Raw genomic sequence first — 17,054 nt, forward strand, 5'->3', positions numbered from 1 at the left:
TGGGGGCGTGCTCGACAAGACCCCGCTGCGCGTCGAGGTCGCCACTCCCGCGCCGGGCACCGTCAGGCTCTCACTGACCGGCGACCTCGCCTTCGACACTGCGGCAAAACTCTCCGGGCTGGTGTTCGAGCCCGGCTACCACCGTCTCGACCTGGACCTGGCCGGGATCTCCTTCATCGACTCCTCCGGCCTGGCCGCGCTCGTCCGGCTCCACCAGCAGGCCGAGTCGGAGGGCGCGGCGCTGCGGCTGGTCGCGGTCAGCCCGCACCTGCGCCGGCTGCTCAAGGTGACCGCGCTCGACCAGCTGTTCAGGCTCCCTTGAGCGACTCCTCGGGCTCCTGCGCGGGCTCGGGCGCGCCGCCGCGCAGCGGGATCTCCTTGATGAACAGCGCCAGCAGCGGTACGACGACCGCGAACGGGATGGCCCACCAGAAGATGTTGGAGGTGGCCCCGGCCAGCGACTCCAGCACTCCGGCGCGCTGACCCGGCGCCATGGCGGCCAGCGTCGCCGGGTCCAGGCGGCCCCCGCCACCCGCCAGGCGCGCGCCCTCCTCCGCCCCGAGGCGCTCGGTCATCCCGGACAGCAGGTGGTTGTTGAAGATCGCGCCGAACACCGACACGCCGAACGAGCCGCCGATGGAGCGGAAGAACGTCGAGGTGCTGGAGGCGACGCCGAGGTCGCGCTGCTCGACGCTGTTCTGGGCGATGAGCATCGTGGTCTGCATGAGGAAGCCCATGCCGACGCCGAGCACGCCGATGAACAGGCCGGTCTGCCATTCCGGGGTGAGCACGCCCATGAGCGAGAGCAGCCACATGCCCAGCGCCATGCCGGCGCCGCCGAGGATCGGGTAGAGCTTGTACTTGCCGGTGGCGGTGATGGCCTTGCCCACGAAGATCGAGACGACCATCGCGGCGCCCATCATCGGCAGCAGGAGCAGGCCGGAGTTGGTGGCCGAGGCGCCCTGGACGGTCTGCTGGTAGAGCGGCAGGAAGTTGATCGCGCCGAACATCGCGAAGCCCAGCAGGAAGCCGATGGCCGAGATCAGCGTGAAGTTGCGGTTGCGGAAGAGCTGCAGCGGCATGATCGGCTCGGCGGCGCGGCGCTCGATCGGGATGAACGCGGCCAGCGTCACGACGGCCAGCGCGCCCAGGCCGAGGATCTGCGGGGAGTTCCACGCGTACTGGCCGCCGCCCCAGGCGGTGACGAGCACCATCGCGGTGATGCTGATCGACAGCAGGATCGCGCCCAGCCAGTCGATGCGCACCTGGTTGACGTGCTTGGGGAGCTTGAGCTTGACCGCGAGCCAGGCGAGGGCGAGGCCGCCGACGGGCAGGTTCACGTAGAAGGCCCAGCGCCAGTCGAGGTGGTCGGTGATGAAGCCGCCGACCAGCGGGCCGGCGATCATCGCCAGTGACATGACGCCCGCGGTGATGCCCTGGTACTGGCCGCGCTCGCGGGGCGGGACGAGATCGCCGATGATGGCCATGACGTTGACCATGAGGCCGCCGGCGCCCAGGCCCTGGATCGCGCGGAAGGCGATGAGCTCCATCATGCCGCCCTCGGGGCCGCCGAGCAGCTCCGATCCGGCCATGCCGCACAGCACCGAACCGATCATGAAGATGACGATGGAGACCATGAAGATGGTCTTGCGTCCGTACAGGTCCCCGATCTTCCCCCAGATCGGGGTGGAGACGGTGGTGCCCAGCACGTAGGCGGTGACGACCCAGGACAGATGGGTGACGCCGCCCAGCTCGCCGACGATGCGCGGCATCGCCGTACCCACGATCATGTTGTCGAGCATCGCCAGGACCATCGCGAGCATCAGGCCAGGGAGGACGACCATGACTTCGCGCCGTCTTTCCACGATTACACCCCCGGTTTTGGATCTTACTTACTTGCCGACCGGCAAGCTTAGACTAGACTACGTACCCATCCCTCGAAATAGGTGCACATTGCGGGAAGACACCCGATCGCGGATCCAGCAGATCGCCCTCAGGCTCTTCACCGAGCAGGGCTACGAGGCGACCTCCCTGCGGGAGATCGCCGAGGAGCTCGGCGTCACCAAGGCCGCGCTCTACTACCACTTCAAGACGAAGGACGACATCGTCGCGAGCCTCGCCGACGACCGTGTCGCCGAGGTCGAGGAACTGCTGGAGTGGCTGCGGGCGCAACCCCGCACGCCCGAGACCCGGCGCGAGCTCATCGTCCGCTACGCCGAGAGCCTCGACCAGCCGCGCCAGGCCGGGCTGGCGCGGTTCCTCGAACGCAACCAGACGGCCCTGCGCGACCACCCGAAGATCCTGCGGATGCGGGAGAAGATGCTGGAGGTGGTCGCCGAGCTCGTCGAGCCCGGTGACCCGCTGACCACGAGGATCAGGCGCACGCTGGCGATCTTCAGCCTGCACGCGGGCATGTGGCTGACCCAGGACGTGGACGCCGGCCCGGAGGAGCGCAGGAAGGCGACCCTGGAGGTCGCGATCAGCCTGCTGGAGTCTTAGGGACGCATAACCAGCGGGGTTTCGGGCATGGTGCGCCCATGGAGGCGACCATCGCGCTGAGACTGCCCAGGGATGCCGCGAGCGTGCCGCTCATCCGCCAGATGTTCGACGGCACCCTCCGATCGCTCGGCGTCGTCCCCCAGGTCAGGGACGACATCGAGCTCATGCTGAGCGAGGCGTGCACCAACGTCGTACGGCACGCCGCGCCGAGCGACGAGTACATGGTGACCGCCGGCGTCCACGACGACCTGTGCGTGATCAGGGTCGTGGACACCGGCGGCGGCTTCGACCCCCACCAGGTCCGCGAGCCCAAGGAGAGCGCGGAGAGCGGGCGGGGGCTGCTCATCATGCGCGCGCTGGCCGATGACGTGCGTTTCACCAACCGGCGCGAGAACGGCGCGGTCGTGTCGCTGGAGAAGCGGCTGCGTTTCGAGGCCGGCGCCGCCGGCCTGTCCCTCTGACCGTTCAGCGGGGTCTGGCCAGCACGCCGAGGACGACGAGGGTGAGCGCCGAGATGAGCAGAACGGCCAGGAAGCACAGCAGGAGGGTGATCGTCAGGGAGGCGGCCATGCCGAGCATCGTCAACATGGCACCATGCCCTGCCCGATTTAGCGCAAGATATGCGTTTATGTGGTGCGCACCACACGGCTGGGGAGAAGGTCGAGGCGGCGCAGGATGACGCCCTCGCGCAGCGCCCACGGGCAGACCTCCAGGCGCTCCACCTCGAACAGGTCCATGGTGGCGTCGGCCACGATGGCGCCCGCGGCCAGCTGCATCGCCCGGCCCTCCGAGACGCCCGGCAGCTGACGGCGGGTGGCGGCGTCCATCGTGGTGAGCTTGACCGTCCAGTCGGCCAGCGCCTCCCTGGTCAGCGAGCGCGAGACGTACGGGCCGTCGCTGGAGGGGGCGCCGCCGGCCAGCCTGGCCAGCTGCTTGAACGTCTTGGAGGTGGCCACGGCGCGGTCGGGCTGGCCGTAGCGGACGATGTCGCCGACCGTGCGGGCGATCTCGGCGCGTACGTGCCTGCGGAGCTTGCGCACCTCGGCGACGGGCGGCGGGTCGGCGGTGAACCAGTCGCGGGTCAGCCGCCCGGCGCCCAGCGGGAGCGAGACGGCCACGTCCGGCTCCTCGTCCACGCCCGCGGCCAGCTCCAGGGAGCCGCCGCCGATGTCGAAGGCGAGCAGCCGGCCCGACGACCAGCCGAACCAGCGGCGCACGGCGAGGAACGTGAGCCTCGCCTCGTCCTGGCCGGTGAGCGTCTGGATGTCGACGCCGCAGCGGGCGTCGATCTCGGAGAGCACCTGCTCGCCGTTGGCGGCGTCGCGGACGGCGGAGGTGGCGAAGGCCAGGAAGTCCTCCACGCCCTTGTCCTCGGCGATCTGGAGCGCTTCCTCGACGAAGGCGCCGAGCCGTTCGACGCCCTTGGAGGAGAGCGTGTTGCCCTTCTCCAAGTGCTCCGACAGGCGCAGCTCCTCCTTGTGGGAGTAGGCGGGGATGGGACGCGCGCCGCGGTGGGCGTCCACGACGAGGAGATGGACGGTATTGGAGCCGATGTCCAGAACGCCGAGTCGCATGGCAGGAACGCTACCGGTCCACGGGCCTTGCGGCGAAGCGGAGGGTCTGCTCGCGGGGATCGGATGATATGCGGGCATACGCGGGGGCTACCCTGCCTAGGAAACCGGGACGGGCGAAGGGGTGCAGGTGGAGTCGTGCTGCGGGCCCAGCAGGGATGCTGAGGCGGTGCCGTACCAGGTGGAGGTGACGCCCAGGCGGCAGGCGCCGCGCGGGATGGCGCGGGTGCCGGGCGGGGCGTTCCTGATGGGCGGCGACGACGCCGACGGGCGGCCGGGCGACGGCGAGGGGCCCGTGCGGGAGGTGCGGCTCGACGCCTTCCTCATCGACCCGGCGTGTGTGACCAACGCGCAGTTCGCGACGTTCGCGAAGGAGACCGGGTACGTCACCGAGGCGGAGGCCATCGGGTGGTCGTTCGTGTTCCGGCCCTTCGCCACCGGCGGGATCATGGACGCCTCGGTGCCGCAGGCGCCCTGGTGGGCGGGTGTCGAAGGGGCCGCCTGGCGGACGCCGGAGGGCCCCGGGTCGACGGTGGGCGACCGGCAGAACCATCCGGTCGTGCACGTGTCGTGGAACGACGCCCACGCCTACGCCACCTGGGCCGGCAAGCGGCTGCCGACCGAGGCCGAATGGGAGAAGGCGGCACGCGGCGGGCTGGAACGGGCGAAGTACCCGTGGGGGGACGAGCTCGCGCCCAAGGGACGCCGCCGGTGCAACATCTGGGAGGGGCCCTTCCCCAGTGCGCCCAGCAAAGGCACCGTGCCGGTGAAGTCCTTCCAGCCGAACGGTTACGGGCTCTACAACGTCTCCGGCAACGTCTGGGAGTGGACGGCCGACTGGTGGGGCACCTCATGGTGGGATTTCGCGGAAAATCCCACAGGTCCGGAGGCCGGCGACGCTAAGGTCATTCGCGGGGGTTCGTACATGTGCCACGACTCCTACTGCAACCGCTACCGGGTCGCCGCGCGCACGATGAACACGCCGGACTCCTCGACTGGGCACACCGGTTTCCGCTGTACGGCAATACTCTGATCGCATGGCACGAACCCTGCGACTCCTGATCACCGGCGGCGGCACCGGCGGTCACACGTACCCGGCCCTCACCACCCTGGCCGCGGTGCAACGGCGGCAGTTGCCGCACGACGTGCTCTGGGTGGGCACCGCGAACGGCCTGGAGGCCAGGATCACCGCCGAGCACGGCATCCCGTTCAAGGCGATCACGACGGGCAAGCTGCGCCGCCGTCCCAACCTGCGCGAGCTGGGCACCAACATCGCCGACGTCTTCCGCATCCCCGTGGGCGTCGCGCAGGCGGTCGGGCACGCCGCCAAGTACCTGCCCGACGTGGTGCTGTCGACCGGCGGCTACGTCGCGGTGCCGATCGGGGTGGCGGCCAAGCTGATCCGCCGCCCGCTGGTCATGCACGAGCAGACGACCGTGGTGGGCCTGGCCAACCGCATCCTGTCCCGGCTGGCCACCCGCATCGCGCTGTCGCACGAGTCGTCGCTGGAGTACCTGCCCGCGTCCGCGCGTACCAAGGCGGTCGTGACCGGCAACCCGATCCGCCCCGAGCTGCTGCGCGGCGACCGGGCCGCCGCCTACGACCACTTCGGGCTCACCTTCGAGGTGCCGCTCATCTACGTGACCGGCGGCGCCCAGGGCAGCAAGCAGATCAACACGCTGATCTCCGAGAGCCTGCCGGTGCTGCTGCGGCACGCGCAGATCGTGCACCAGTGCGGCCCGGCGTGGATCGAGCACATGCGGGCCGTGCCGCTGCCTCCCGGGCTGGCCGACCGCTACCACCCCGTGCCCTACGTGGGCGCGGAACTGCCCGACCTGTTCGCCGCCGCCGACGTGGTGGTGGCGCGCAGCGGCGCGGGGACGGTCTCGGAGCTGACCGCCGTGGGCAAGCCGTCGGTCCTGGTCCCGCTCATCCCGACCGGCGGCGACGAGCAGCGCAAGAACGCCTCCTACCTGGCCTCGTCCGGGGCGGCGCGGGCGCTGCTCGAGCCGCGGCCGACGGCCGAGATGCTGCTGGCGGAGCTGATGCCGATGCTGGCCGACCCGGCGCTGCGGGCGGCGATGGCGGAGGCGGCACGCAAGCTCGGCCGCGTGGACGCCGCCGACGCGCTGGCCGACGTGCTGCTGCAGGCCGCCGCGGGCTCCGGCAGGGGCTGAGCCCTCAGCCGCCCGGCCAGGTGTCGCCCGGTCTGGTGTCCCTCTCGCGAGGATCGCCCGGCCCGGCGCCCAGGTGCGGGGTGTCGCCGGGGCCGATGCTTCTGGGGTCCTCCTGCCGGTCGTGCGGGTCGAGGTGGCGGAAGGCCTCGTGGGCGGAGCGCACGCTCCGCCTCAGCGCCTGCTCCAGCCGGTCCGCGTCGTCCGCCAGCCGATCGAGCTCCGGTACGGCGAAGCCGTCCGCCCCCGACTCGGCCACCAGTTCCTCGTACTCGGGCAGCCGCCCCCGCAGTTCCTCGATCTGGTGGTGGGCGTGGAAGGCCCGCTCGGCCTCGGCCACGTGGTTGGCGTAGCGTTCCAGCGCCTCCACCCGGGCCACGACGGCCGCCTCGCTGCTGTCGAGCGCTCTGGCCAGCGGCGCGGCGACCGCCTCCACCTCGGGCGCGAGACCGGTCGAGATCGTCCTGTGGTGCTGGACGCGTAAGGAGGACAGCTTGGCCAGGAGCCGGGCGATCTCCCATTCCTCGGCCGGCAGCATGACCCCGTTGCGCACGTCGTCGAGCAGGCCCTCGGCGTTGACCCGGGAGGCGAGCACGGCCTGGATCGCCCGGCCGGCCCTGCCCAGCAGCCGCTGGGAGGACTCGTCGAGGTCGCCGAGGAGGATGAAGCGGCCTTCGTGCCTGCGGGCCTGCTCGTAGACCTCCCGCAGGGTGGCCTCGCGCTCGTCTTCCGCGGGGTCGATGTCGCGCCGGAGGATCGCGGTCATGAAGATGATCACGGTGACGACGCCGAGCAGGAACCCGAAGCCGTCGAAGCCGGAGTTGATGACGGTGATGACCAGCACGATGGAGAGCGCCGCCGCCAGGCCGAGCTGCATCTTCTGCTTGTGGGCCGGGCTCGCGTCGGTCCGTCGTGGTGGCGCCCATCCGCGGCGGATCCTGGCCAGCAGTGGCCCGTGGCGCCGTAACAGATGAGCGTGATGGTCCGGCACGTCGGGATCTACGATGACATCGGCCATCGGCTTATCTTTCCAGATGCCGGAACGCCTCGTGCGCCGAGCTGACACTGTCGCGCAGGGCCTGCTCCAGCCGGCCGGCGTCGTCGGCGAGCTCGGTCAGCTCGGGCACCGCCTGCCCGTCGGCGCCCGACTCGGCCAGCAGTTCCTCGTAGCGGGGCAGCTTGGCGGTCAGCCGTTCGATCTGGCTGCGAGCGCGGAAGGCGCGCTCGGCGTCGCGCACGTGCCCGGCGTAGCGTTCCAGCGCCTCGACGCGCTCGGTCACCGCCCGCTCGCTGCCCTCCAGCACCCTGGCCAGCGGCTCGGAGACCGCGAGCACCTCCGGGGTGACGCCTTCGGACATCACCTCGCGGTGTTCCGAACGCAGCCCCGACAGCTTGGCCAGCAGCCGGGCGATCTCCCACTCCTGCGCGGGCAGCATGATCGCGTTACGCGCGCCGTCCAGCAGCCCCTCGGCGTTGACCCGCGACTCGGTGACGGTGTCGATCGCGCAGTGCGCGCGCAGCATGAGCGCCCTGGCCGTCTCGTCGAGGTCCTCGCGCAGCACGAACCGGCCCTGGTACTGCCGGGCGCACTCGTAGACGTCGAGCTCGGAGTCGAGCTGCTTCTCCACCTCGGCGTCCGGGTTGGGCTTGAGCAGGGAGGCCAGGATGAGGAAGGAGACGCCGGTCATGATGAACGCGAACGTGGTGTAGTGCGCGGCGCGGAAGAAGGCCAGCGCGGCCACGGTCGCCGAGGACGCCATCGCGATCAGAATGATCTTGTAGGTGATGCGCGCCGCCACGCTGCGCCGTTTGTGCGGCGGCGCCCAGCCACCGCGCATGCGGACGAGAAGCTTGCGGTGCTGCCGTAACAGCTCCGCCGCCTGGTCGGGAACGGTTGGATCGACAACCACTTTCGCCTGACGCCCGGACACGCAAATGATCCTATGTAACGTTCTGTCCTAATGTCAGCCTTCGAGATGGCGAAACGCCTCGTGTGCGGAAGTCACGCTCCGCCGTAAGGCCCGTTCGAGGTGGCCGGCGTCCTCGGCGAGCCGTTCTATCTCGGGTACGGCCAGCGCGTCCGCCCCCGACTCGGCCAGCAGTTCCTCGTAGCGGGGCAGCCTGGCCCTGAGCTCCTCGATCTGGCCGCGGGCATGGTAGGCGGCCTCGGCCTCGGCCACGTGGCCGGCGTACCCCTCCAGGGCCTCGACGCGCGCCAGGACGGCGGCCTCGCTGGAGTCGAGGGCACGTTCCAGCGGCGCGACCACCTCGGCCACCTCCGGCGCCACCCCCCGGCCGAGCAGCGCCCGGTGCTCGGTGCGCAGTGACGAGAGCTTGGCCAGCAGGCGGGCGATCTCCCACTCCTGGGCGGGCAGCATGACGGCGTTGCGGATGTCGTCGAGCAGGCCCTCGGCGTTGACGTGGGAGCGCAGGACGGTGCCGATGGCCTCCTGCGCGCGGGCCAGGATCGCCCGCGCCTCGGTGTCGAAGTCCTCGGGCAGCAGGTAGCGGCCCTCGTTCAAGCGGGCCTGCTCGAAGACGATCCGCTCGTGGACCCTGCCGTCCGGCGGGCTCTCGTTGATGGCGGCCATCCTGACCAGGACCAGCACCACGAACGCGCCCAGCACCACGAACCCCGCCGGGGCCACGCGCGACTCCAGCAGCACGGCCACCAGCGCGATCATGGGCGGCGTGGCCAGCAGCAGGAGCAGGCTCGACGGGTTTCTGCGGGGGCGGTCCCGCGCCACGGGCTCGGGCCGCCAGCCTAAGCGGATCCTGGCCAGCAGGTGAGCGTTCGCACGGAGGAGTCCGGCCGTCTCGGCGGAGACCGCTGGGTCGATGACCACACTCACAGGCTGTACCGGCAACTGGCGCCCCCAAATGCTGGTTTTGCCCGGATACTACGGCGATTTCCCGCCCTTTGGCAGGGAGCGGCGCAGGCCGTTCAGTGCCAGCGCCGCCGCGACGCAGGCCAGCGGGATGGCGGGGAGCACGTAGCGGTGGTCGAAGTCGAGCGCGGCGACCGGCGCCACCAGCAGGAAGACGGCCGCCGCCCACGGCAGCAGCGCGTCACCGGCGGAGCGGGCGGCGGCCCCGGCCCGCGCGCCGTCCACGACCGCGTGGCGGGCCGGGCGGCGCAGGCGGGCCACGCCGGACAGGCCCGCCAGCAGGATCACGGCGAAGAAGGGGCCGCCGTGCAGGAGCCAGGGCCAGCGGTAGCGGGCCAGGAGGCCGGCGAAGGGTTCGACGGAGCGCTGGGCGCGGATGCCGGGGTCGTAGGCGGCGCGGGCCTGAGCGACGAGGGGGTGGTCGGGCAGGCTCCAGACGCCGGTGGGGAAGGCGCCGTCGGGTACCGAGACCCGTTTCGGGTGCGCGATCGGCGTCCGGGCGAAGGCCAGCGAGGTGTCCTTGGCGACCTCGCGGAGATAGTCGAGGGGCTGGGCGGTGATCGCGGCGACGGCGAAGCGGCGGGCCCGGTCGTTGTGGGCGAAGCGGTCGCCGAGCAGGTTCAGGGAGGCGCCGGGGTCCCAGACGTACTCGGAGGCGGCGTCCAGGCGGACGGTGTTCGGGCAGAGCGGGGCCAGGTCGGCCGGCGGGCGGATCCTGGCGCAGTCGGCGAAGGTCATCGTCCTGGCCCACAGGGCCACGCCGTCGGAGCCGCTGAGGGCGAAGCGGCCGTGGTGCTGGGCGTACCAGCCGGCGTACAGCGCCAGGGGCACCAGGGCGGTCGCGGCCATGGCTGCGGTGGTGCGCCATGGCGTCCGCCGTACGAGGAGGAAGAGCAGCGCCAGCCCGATCAGGGGGACGGCGGCCGTGCGGGTCAGCCCGGCCAGGGCGAGCATGAGGCCGGCCGCGGCGGCGGCGCCGGGCGCCACGCGCTCGCGCCACAGCAGGACGGTGATCGCGCCGATCGTCAGGAAGATCACCTGAAGGTCGGAGAGCACGGCGTGCTCCAGGCGCAGGAACCCGGTGTCGAACAGGACGGGCACGGCGGCGAGCGTCGCGGCCCAGCCGGGCAGGCCGCGGCGGCGCAGGAGCAGATAGATCATCGTGGCGATGCCGAGGCCCATGGTGTGCTGGACGGCGGCGACCAGGTCGACGCTGTGGAAGGGGCGCAGCAACCACAGGAACCACGAGTACCCGGCCGGGTGGAAGGCACCCTGCGGGCGCATGTGGAGAGCTGTGCCGAGGTAGGTGAAGGAGTCGTACCAGTACAGCTGGGCGGTGTCGTAGGCCAGCGTGACGAGCACGCGCAGCGCCGCGGCCAGAGAGAGAACGGCCAGGAACAACCGGTGCGTCGAAGTCAGGGTGGTCACGGGCGGGTAGCCCACCGCCCCGGATGTAGCCTCGGCGTCACGCGATCTGGTTACGCGGAGGTTATGTGACAATCACCAGACTTACGGGAGTTTAAGATCGTTTGGGGGAAGAGTGCGAGTGCTGATCGCCGAGGACGAGCGCATGCTCGCCGACTCGATCGCGGAGGGGCTGCGCGCCGAGGCGCTGGCCGTGGACGTCGCCTACGACGGGGAGTCGGCGCTGGAGCGCCTGTCGGTGAACGCCTACGACGTGCTCGTCCTCGACCGTGACCTGCCGCTCGTGCACGGGGACGAGGTGTGCAAGCGGGTCGTCGCCGACGGGGCGCTGGTGCGCGTCCTCATGCTCACGGCCGCGAGCGACATCCGGGCGCGGGTGGCGGGGCTGTCGCTGGGGGCCGACGACTACCTGCCGAAGCCGTTCGCGTTCGAGGAACTGGTGGCGAGGGTGCACGCCCTGGGCCGCCGGGCCCGTCCCGCCGACCCGCCCATGCTGGACCGCGCGGGCGTGCGGCTCGACTGGGCGCACCGCCAGGTCTTCCGCGACGGACGGTACGTGCCGCTGGCGCGCAAGGAGTTCGGCGTCCTGGCCGAGCTGCTCCGGGCCAAGGGCGCCGTCGTGTCGGCCGAGGACCTGCTGGAGAAGGTGTGGGACGAGCACATCGACCCGTTCACCAACACCGTGCGGACCACGATGATGAAGCTGCGCAAGAAGCTCGGCGAGCCGCAGGTCATCGAGACCGTGCCGGGAGCGGGGTACCGCATCCCATGAGCGTGCGCCTGCGCTTCTCCCTCGCCTGCGCGGCGGTGTTCCTGGTGCTGGGCGCCGTCGTGCTGGCCGCCGTCTACTTCGTCGTGCAGCACAGCCTCGCCTACCGCACCGGCCTCATGACGCCGACCCACATCGCGGTCAACGTCCCGCAGTACGGCTACGGCGAGTACCCCCGCTTCTCCGACACCTACGAGATCGCCCGCATCCGGGCGATGCAGATCCAGGCGGTCTACCGGCGCGACACGCTCGCCAACCTCCGCCTGATCGGCCTGGCCTCCGTGGCCGCGGGGACCGGCCTGGCGTTCCTGGTCGGCTGGCGGGCCGCCTCCTGGGCGGTGCGCCCGGTGAAGGCGATGGCCGAGAACGCCCGCCGCGTCGCCCAGAGCCACGACTTCACCGAGCGCATCGGCTACGAGGGCCCGCGCGACGAGGTCGCCGAACTGGCCGGGACCTTCGACACCATGCTCGGCCGCCTGGCCCGCTCCTTCGACGGCCAGCGGCGCTTCGTCGCCAACGCCTCCCACGAGCTGCGCACCCCGCTGACCATCAACAGGACCCTCGTCGACGTGGCCGTGCGCCGTCCCGACGCCACCGAAGACGTCAAGCGGCTCGGCGAGTCGCTGCTGCTGGTCAACACCCGGCACGAGCGGCTCATCGACGGGTTGCTCGCGCTGGCCGAGGGCGAGCGGGCGCTGCTGGACCGGCGGCCGTTCGACCTGATGGACGTGGCCGAGCACGTGCTCGACCAGGTGGCCGTCGAGGCCGCCAAGGCCGAGGTGAGCATCCACCGGCTGCTGGACGCGGCGCCGACCAGCGGCGAGGCGGTGCTGGTCGAGCGGCTCGTGCAGAACCTCGTGGAGAACGCGGTCCGCCACAACCACCCGCAGGGCGAGGTGTGGGTGACGACGCGGGGCCGGGCCGAGCAGGTGGAGCTGGTGGTGGCCAACACCGGGCTGCCGGTGCCGCCGTACGAGCTGGAGGCCATCTTCGAGCCGTTCCGGCGGCTGCACGGGGACCGGCTGCGGTCCGATCGGGGCAGCGGGCTGGGACTGTCGATCGTGCGCGTGATCGCGGAGGCCCACGGGGGGACCGTCACCGCGCGGCCCCGGGAAGAGGGCGGGCTGACGATCACCGTCGAGCTGCCGCTGGACCACGCCTCCGGGTGACGCCGGGTTTTCGGATGACCGATACCCTGGCGCGATATTGGTCCATATTGGTACATATTGGGCGATTTTTCGGGAGATGCGGTGGAACTGCGGGGCAAGGTCGTACTGGTGACGGGCGCGTCGTCGGGCATCGGGGCGGAGACCGCCAGGGAGTTCGCCCGCGCCGGGGCCAGGCTGGTCCTGACCTCCAGGAACGAGGTCAAGCTCCACGCCCTGGCCACGGAGCTGGGCAAGTCACACGTCTTCCCCGCGGACCTGGGCGATCCGGCCGCCGTCACCGCCATGGCCGAGCACGTGAAGGCCACGGTCGGCGTGCCCGACGTCATCGTGAACAACGCGGGCGCCGGGCTGTGGCTGTTCGCCGACGAGACCTCGCCGGAGCAGTTCAGGGAGCTGGCCGCGGTGCCGTTCCTCGCCGCCGGCTACGTGAGCGCCGCCTTCGCCCATGACATGGTACGGCGGGGCAGCGGCCGCATCGTCGTCGTCAACTCCCCCGCCTCCCGCATCGCCTGGCCTGGCGCGTTCGGCTACACCGCGGCCCGGTGGGGACTGCGCGGCCTGGTCGCCGCCCTCCGCGCCGACCTGCACGGCACCGGGGTGGGGGTGACCGAAATCATCCCCGGCAAGGTCTCCAGCGACTACTTCGCCAACAACCCCGGCTCGGAGGAGCGCATCCCGGGCATCGCCGGCATCATCCCGACCGTCAGTCCTGAGCAGGTGGCGCGCGCCCTGGTCAACGCGGTGCGCCGGGGGCGGGGCCGTACGTCGTTGCCGGTGATGATGCGCCTCATGCTGGGGGCCGCCTGGGCCTCACCCACCCTGACCCGCCTGCTGGCGACCAAGACCGGAGCACGCCGTTAGAGGGCCTTCCGCTCTTAGGGCTTTCTCCGCGCGGATCGTCGATCTTGTCAGCGGCCGGCTCTGGAGCGGGTGACGGCGACGCCGGCCAGGCACAGGAGGCCGCCGGCGAACGTCAGCCACCCCGGCACCTCACCCAGCGCCACCCACGCCATGGCCACGACCAGCGCCGGGACCGCGTACGTGGTGGCGCCCATCTTGCCCGCCGTCGTCCTGGCGAGGGCGTAGGCCCAGGTGGTGAAGGCGACGGCGGTCGGGAAGACGCCCAGGTACACCAGGTTGAGCGTGGCCGACAGCGGGGCCCGCGCCGCCTCGGTGACCAGTTGCCCGGCGAAGGGCAGGCAGGCGATCGTGCCCACGACGCACCCGTACGTCGTCACCTGGAGCGCCGAGGCGTACTTCAGCGCCGGTTTCTGCGCCATGATCGCCACCGCCCACGACACCGCGGCCAGCACGCACAGCCCGACCCCCAGGACCGACGACGCCCCGCCCTCCGACATCGACACCCCGACCACGACCGCGCCCGCGAACGACACCGCCAGCCCCGCCAGCAGCCGCCCCGGGAAGCCCTCCTTGAGCACCCACCCGCCGAGCAACGCCATCAGCACCGGCCCGATCCCCAGCACCATGGAAGCGGTACCGGCGTCGACCTGCTGCTCACCCCAGTTCAGGGCCACCATGTACACCCCGAACCACAACACCCCCGACACCGCGATCCCGGGCCAGGCCTTGCGCGAGGGCAGCCCTTCGCGGCGCACCAGCAGGATCACACCAAGGGCGAGCGATCCGGCCAGCAACCGTCCGAGGGCGAGCGCGCCGGGCGAATAATCCTGTACGGCGGCCCGAATCGCCACGAACGCCGACGCCCACAACACCACGGTCACCCCGACCGCCGCCAACGCCCGCCGGTCGGTCCTCACCTCAACGCTGTGCTCCATACCCCGACCCTAGGGCCACGACATTTAACCCTTCATCAAACTATCCCCACCCACCCCGGCACCCCCGACACTCTCGCGGCCCCACAACCCCACGCCGCCGCAGCCCCACGGCTCCGCGCCCGAAGCGTTGCTCCCAAGACACACGGGTCGAGGGCGGCACAGGCGGGGGTTACAGGGCGTCGGTGATCTCCTGGAGGGCGGTGGGGTCCTCGATGGTGGAGGGAGTGCGGTACGGCCGTCCGGCGGCGATGTCGCGCATGGTCGCCCGGAGGATCTTGCCCGAGCGGGTCTTCGGGAGGCGGGTGACCACCAGGGCGCGGCGGAAGGCGGCGACGGGGCCGATGCGGTCGCGGATCATGGTGACGAGTTCGCGTTCGAGATCGGCGGGGTCACGGTCGGCACCGGCCTTCAGGACGACGAACCCCATGGGCAGCTGGCCCTTCAACGGGTCGTCGACGCCGATCACCGCGCATTCGGCCACGTCGGGGTGGGCCGCGATGACTTCTTCCATGGCGCCGGTGGACAGGCGGTGGCCGGCCACGTTGATGACGTCGTCGATGCGGCCCATGACGTAGAGGTAACCGTCGGCGTCGATGTAGCCGCCGTCGCCGGTCAGGTAGTGGCCGGGGTAGCGGGTCAGGTACGACTCGGTGAAGCGCCGGTCGTCCTTGTACAGCGTCGGCAGGCAGCCGGGCGGCAACGGCAGGCGGATCGCGACGGCGCCTTCGGTGCCGGGCGGGCAGTCGGCGCCGGCGGAGTCCAGGATGCGCACGTCGTATCCGGGGACCGGCTTGGTGGGAGAGCCGGGCTTGAGGGGGAGCTGTTCGATGCCGACGCAGTTGGCGGCGATGGGCCAGCCGGTCTCGGTCTGCCACCAGTGGTCGATGACGGGGATGCCGAGCAGGCCGGTGGCCCAGTGGTAGGTGTCGGGGTCGAGGCGTTCCCCGGCCAGGAAGAGATGCCGCAGGCCGGACAGATCGGTTTTGGCGGCCTGCTCCCCCGCCGGGTCCTCCTTCTTGATGGCCCGGATCGCCGTCGGCGCCGTGAACAGCACGCGCACCCCATGCTCGGCCACCACCCGCCAGAACGCCCCGGGATCCGGGGTTCCGACCGGTTTGCCCTCGTAGAGGATGGTCGTGCAGCCGGCCAGCAGCGGCGCGTACACGATGTAGGAGTGCCCGACCACCCATCCCACGTCGGAGGCCGCCCAGAAGACCTCGCCCGGCGCGACGCCGTAGACGGCGCTCATGCTCCAGTGCAGCGCGACCGCGTGCCCGCCGTTGTCGCGCACGACGCCCTTGGGGACACCGGTGGTGCCCGAGGTGTAGAGAACATAGAGCGGATCGGTGGCCCGCACACTGACACAACCGGTGGGCGCGGCGGCGCCGACCACCTCGGCCCAGTCAAGATCACGCCCCGGTTCCAGCTCCGCGCGGCACTGCGGTCGCCGCAGGATCACACAGTGATCGGGCCGATGCTCAGCCTGATCGAGTGCGGCATCGAGCAGCGGCTTGTACTCCACCAGGCGGGACGGCTCAATCCCACACGAGGCCGACATCACCACCTTGGGCCGCGCATGGTCGATCCGCACCGCCAGCTCAGGCGCCGCGAACCCGCCGAACACCACCGAGTGCACCGCCCCCAGCCGGGCGCAGGCCAGCATGGCGACGACGGCCTCGGGCACCATGGGCATGTAGATCACCACGGTGTCCCCGCGCCCGACCCCGAGCCCGGCCAGCATCCCCGCCGTCCGCGCCACCTCATCCAGCAGCTCAAGGTAGGTATAGGTCCGCTTGGCCCCGGTGACCGGACTGTCGTAGATGAGCGCCGCCTGCTCCCCCCGTCCGGCGGCGACGTGCCGGTCAAGCGCGTTGTGGCACGTGTTCAGCCACCCATCCCCGAACCACCGCCCATCTGCATAGACCCGCGCAGGCTCCACATCCCACTCGATCCCCCGCGCCGCCTCGGCCCAGAACCGCTCGGGCCGCTCAATGCTCCACCGATACACCTCATCGAAACCCACCCCCCGATCCCACCAGCCCCGCCACCACCCAATCAACCCTCCCGGCCGCCGTTTTGCGCCCGCGTTCCCCCCACAAGCCCTCGATCTCTTACGGCTCCGCCACCCCACCCACCCCCCGCCGCCCCCAGCCGCCCTCCACGCCTTCCACGCCCCTCGGGCGCGCACCCAAAGCACCGCAACGGCCTCGCCCCTGAGCCCCCTAAGTGGTGAGAACTGCGACAGGCGTCAGATGAGGCGGGCATGCCACACTTGATCGCCATGTACACCTTCGACGTGGTTTTACGGGGCTACAAAGCAAGCACCGTCAATGACTTGTTCACCCGGATCAACAAGACGCTGGACGGCACCGCCACGGACGCCGAACGTGTCACCCCCGACGAGATCCGCGCCACCGAACTCCGCATCGCCCTGCGCGGCTACCACCGCCGCCAGGTGGACGAGGCCCTACGAGACGTGCTCACCCGCCTCTCCTGACAACACCGAAAGCGCATCGCGCGTACCATGCGGCATCCCACCAACGCCCACCACGCACTGCAGGCTGGGGCCACCTGGGCCGACACCGCCCGCATCCCCGGCTCCCACCCCCGCCAGCAGCCCGTCGCGCATGGACAGGGGCCGGCTCCTTCCCGGCGTCCGTGACCTCGTCCCAGCCGGACCCGCGAATATGGGGAGGACATGGCCGTGGTCATCCGGGTAGCGTGTGGCGCCTGGGCGGCTCAGGGTGTGCTTCCTTCTCATCA

General features: G+C 71.1%; 18 protein-coding genes. 9 read left to right on the forward strand and 9 right to left on the reverse strand.

The genetic code is table 11. From position 1 onward, the window contains the following. Nucleotides 1-7: 7 nt before the first annotated feature. Nucleotides 8-322 carry an STAS domain-containing protein gene (locus ACFWYW_RS44165; protein WP_379623256.1) on the forward strand — a complete coding sequence of 105 codons (315 nt, stop codon included), beginning with the start codon at nucleotides 8-10 and terminating at the stop codon, nucleotides 320-322. On the opposite strand, the gene ACFWYW_RS44170 is transcribed toward ACFWYW_RS44165, so the two are convergent. Continuing rightward, the gene (locus ACFWYW_RS44170; RefSeq protein ID WP_379623254.1) at nucleotides 309-1,865 is read right to left on the reverse strand and encodes an MDR family MFS transporter; all 1,557 of its coding nucleotides are present in this window, start codon (nucleotides 1,863-1,865) and stop codon (nucleotides 309-311) included. The two genes, ACFWYW_RS44165 and ACFWYW_RS44170, sit on opposite strands and share 14 nt — an antisense overlap. Nucleotides 1,866-1,953: 88 nt before the next feature. Here ACFWYW_RS44170 and ACFWYW_RS44175 point away from each other — a divergent pair, with 88 nt between their 5' ends. Then, entirely contained in the window at nucleotides 1,954-2,499 is a 546-nt protein-coding gene (locus ACFWYW_RS44175) for a TetR/AcrR family transcriptional regulator (RefSeq protein ID WP_379623252.1), read from the forward strand. A 38-nt stretch (nucleotides 2,500-2,537) separates the two neighbouring features. Beyond that, complete coding sequence (locus ACFWYW_RS44180) at nucleotides 2,538-2,960, forward strand: ATP-binding protein (RefSeq protein WP_379623250.1); 423 nt, start codon at nucleotides 2,538-2,540, stop codon at nucleotides 2,958-2,960. Between the two features lie 4 nt (nucleotides 2,961-2,964). Here ACFWYW_RS44180 and ACFWYW_RS44185 read toward each other — a convergent pair whose 3' ends face one another. Together ACFWYW_RS44185 and ACFWYW_RS44190 are read right to left on the reverse strand one after the other, a co-directional pair. Continuing rightward, nucleotides 2,965-3,087: a hypothetical protein gene (locus ACFWYW_RS44185; RefSeq protein ID WP_379623248.1), complete on the reverse strand. Its 123-nt coding sequence runs from the start codon at nucleotides 3,085-3,087 to the stop codon at nucleotides 2,965-2,967. 38 nt (nucleotides 3,088-3,125) lie between these two features. After that, a complete protein-coding gene (locus tag ACFWYW_RS44190) occupies nucleotides 3,126-4,073 on the reverse strand; it encodes a Ppx/GppA family phosphatase (protein ID WP_379623246.1) in 948 nt (315 codons plus the stop codon). Between the two features lie 166 nt (nucleotides 4,074-4,239). On the opposite strand from ACFWYW_RS44190, the gene ACFWYW_RS44195 reads away from it, so the two are divergent. Further along, on the forward strand, nucleotides 4,240-5,103 hold the full coding sequence (locus tag ACFWYW_RS44195) for a formylglycine-generating enzyme family protein (protein ID WP_379623244.1): 864 nt from the start codon (nucleotides 4,240-4,242) through the stop codon (nucleotides 5,101-5,103). 4 nt (nucleotides 5,104-5,107) lie between these two features. Continuing rightward, the gene (locus tag ACFWYW_RS44200) at nucleotides 5,108-6,247 is read left to right on the forward strand and encodes a glycosyltransferase (protein ID WP_379623242.1); all 1,140 of its coding nucleotides are present in this window, start codon (nucleotides 5,108-5,110) and stop codon (nucleotides 6,245-6,247) included. Between the two features lie 4 nt (nucleotides 6,248-6,251). Here the strand turns inward: ACFWYW_RS44200 and ACFWYW_RS44205 are convergent, their stop codons facing one another. The 4 genes from ACFWYW_RS44205 to ACFWYW_RS44220 are packed head-to-tail and all read right to left on the reverse strand — an operon-like array spanning nucleotide 6,252 to nucleotide 10,560. Continuing rightward, on the reverse strand, nucleotides 6,252-7,262 hold the full coding sequence (locus ACFWYW_RS44205) for a hypothetical protein (RefSeq protein ID WP_379623240.1): 1,011 nt from the start codon (nucleotides 7,260-7,262) through the stop codon (nucleotides 6,252-6,254). A gap of 4 nt (nucleotides 7,263-7,266) precedes the next feature. Beyond that, a complete protein-coding gene (locus tag ACFWYW_RS44210; protein WP_379623238.1) occupies nucleotides 7,267-8,175 on the reverse strand; it encodes a hypothetical protein in 909 nt (302 codons plus the stop codon). Between the two features lie 33 nt (nucleotides 8,176-8,208). Beyond that, on the reverse strand, nucleotides 8,209-9,090 hold the full coding sequence (locus ACFWYW_RS44215) for a hypothetical protein (protein WP_379623236.1): 882 nt from the start codon (nucleotides 9,088-9,090) through the stop codon (nucleotides 8,209-8,211). A gap of 54 nt (nucleotides 9,091-9,144) precedes the next feature. Continuing rightward, nucleotides 9,145-10,560 (reverse strand): phospholipid carrier-dependent glycosyltransferase, encoded by a 1,416-nt coding sequence (locus ACFWYW_RS44220; protein ID WP_379623234.1) that lies wholly within the window; start codon nucleotides 10,558-10,560, stop codon nucleotides 9,145-9,147. 112 nt (nucleotides 10,561-10,672) lie between these two features. On the opposite strand from ACFWYW_RS44220, the gene ACFWYW_RS44225 reads away from it, so the two are divergent. The 3 genes from ACFWYW_RS44225 to ACFWYW_RS44235 all read left to right on the forward strand — a co-directional run bounded on the left by ACFWYW_RS44225 (nucleotide 10,673) and on the right by ACFWYW_RS44235 (nucleotide 13,356). After that, nucleotides 10,673-11,329, forward strand: coding sequence for a response regulator transcription factor (locus tag ACFWYW_RS44225; protein ID WP_184963320.1), 657 nt, complete (start codon nucleotides 10,673-10,675; stop codon nucleotides 11,327-11,329). After that, nucleotides 11,326-12,495, forward strand: coding sequence for a sensor histidine kinase (locus ACFWYW_RS44230; RefSeq protein ID WP_379623232.1), 1,170 nt, complete (start codon nucleotides 11,326-11,328; stop codon nucleotides 12,493-12,495). Before ACFWYW_RS44225 ends, ACFWYW_RS44230 begins: the two co-directional genes overlap by 4 nt. 81 nt (nucleotides 12,496-12,576) lie before the next feature. Continuing rightward, nucleotides 12,577-13,356 (forward strand): SDR family NAD(P)-dependent oxidoreductase, encoded by a 780-nt coding sequence (locus ACFWYW_RS44235; protein ID WP_379623230.1) that lies wholly within the window; start codon nucleotides 12,577-12,579, stop codon nucleotides 13,354-13,356. Between the two features lie 47 nt (nucleotides 13,357-13,403). Here the strand turns inward: ACFWYW_RS44235 and ACFWYW_RS44240 are convergent, their stop codons facing one another. Continuing rightward, the gene (locus ACFWYW_RS44240) at nucleotides 13,404-14,291 is read right to left on the reverse strand and encodes a DMT family transporter (RefSeq protein ID WP_379623228.1); all 888 of its coding nucleotides are present in this window, start codon (nucleotides 14,289-14,291) and stop codon (nucleotides 13,404-13,406) included. A 169-nt stretch (nucleotides 14,292-14,460) separates the two neighbouring features. Further along, nucleotides 14,461-16,314: a propionyl-CoA synthetase gene (locus ACFWYW_RS44245; RefSeq protein WP_379623226.1), complete on the reverse strand. Its 1,854-nt coding sequence runs from the start codon at nucleotides 16,312-16,314 to the stop codon at nucleotides 14,461-14,463. A gap of 240 nt (nucleotides 16,315-16,554) precedes the next feature. Here ACFWYW_RS44245 and ACFWYW_RS44250 point away from each other — a divergent pair, with 240 nt between their 5' ends. Further along, nucleotides 16,555-16,788 carry a DivIVA domain-containing protein gene (locus tag ACFWYW_RS44250; protein ID WP_379623224.1) on the forward strand — a complete coding sequence of 78 codons (234 nt, stop codon included), beginning with the start codon at nucleotides 16,555-16,557 and terminating at the stop codon, nucleotides 16,786-16,788. The last annotated feature ends 266 nt before the right edge of the window (nucleotides 16,789-17,054 follow it).

Source organism: Nonomuraea sp. NPDC059023 (genome assembly GCF_042740095.1).
GTDB lineage: Bacteria > Actinomycetota > Actinomycetes > Streptosporangiales > Streptosporangiaceae > Nonomuraea.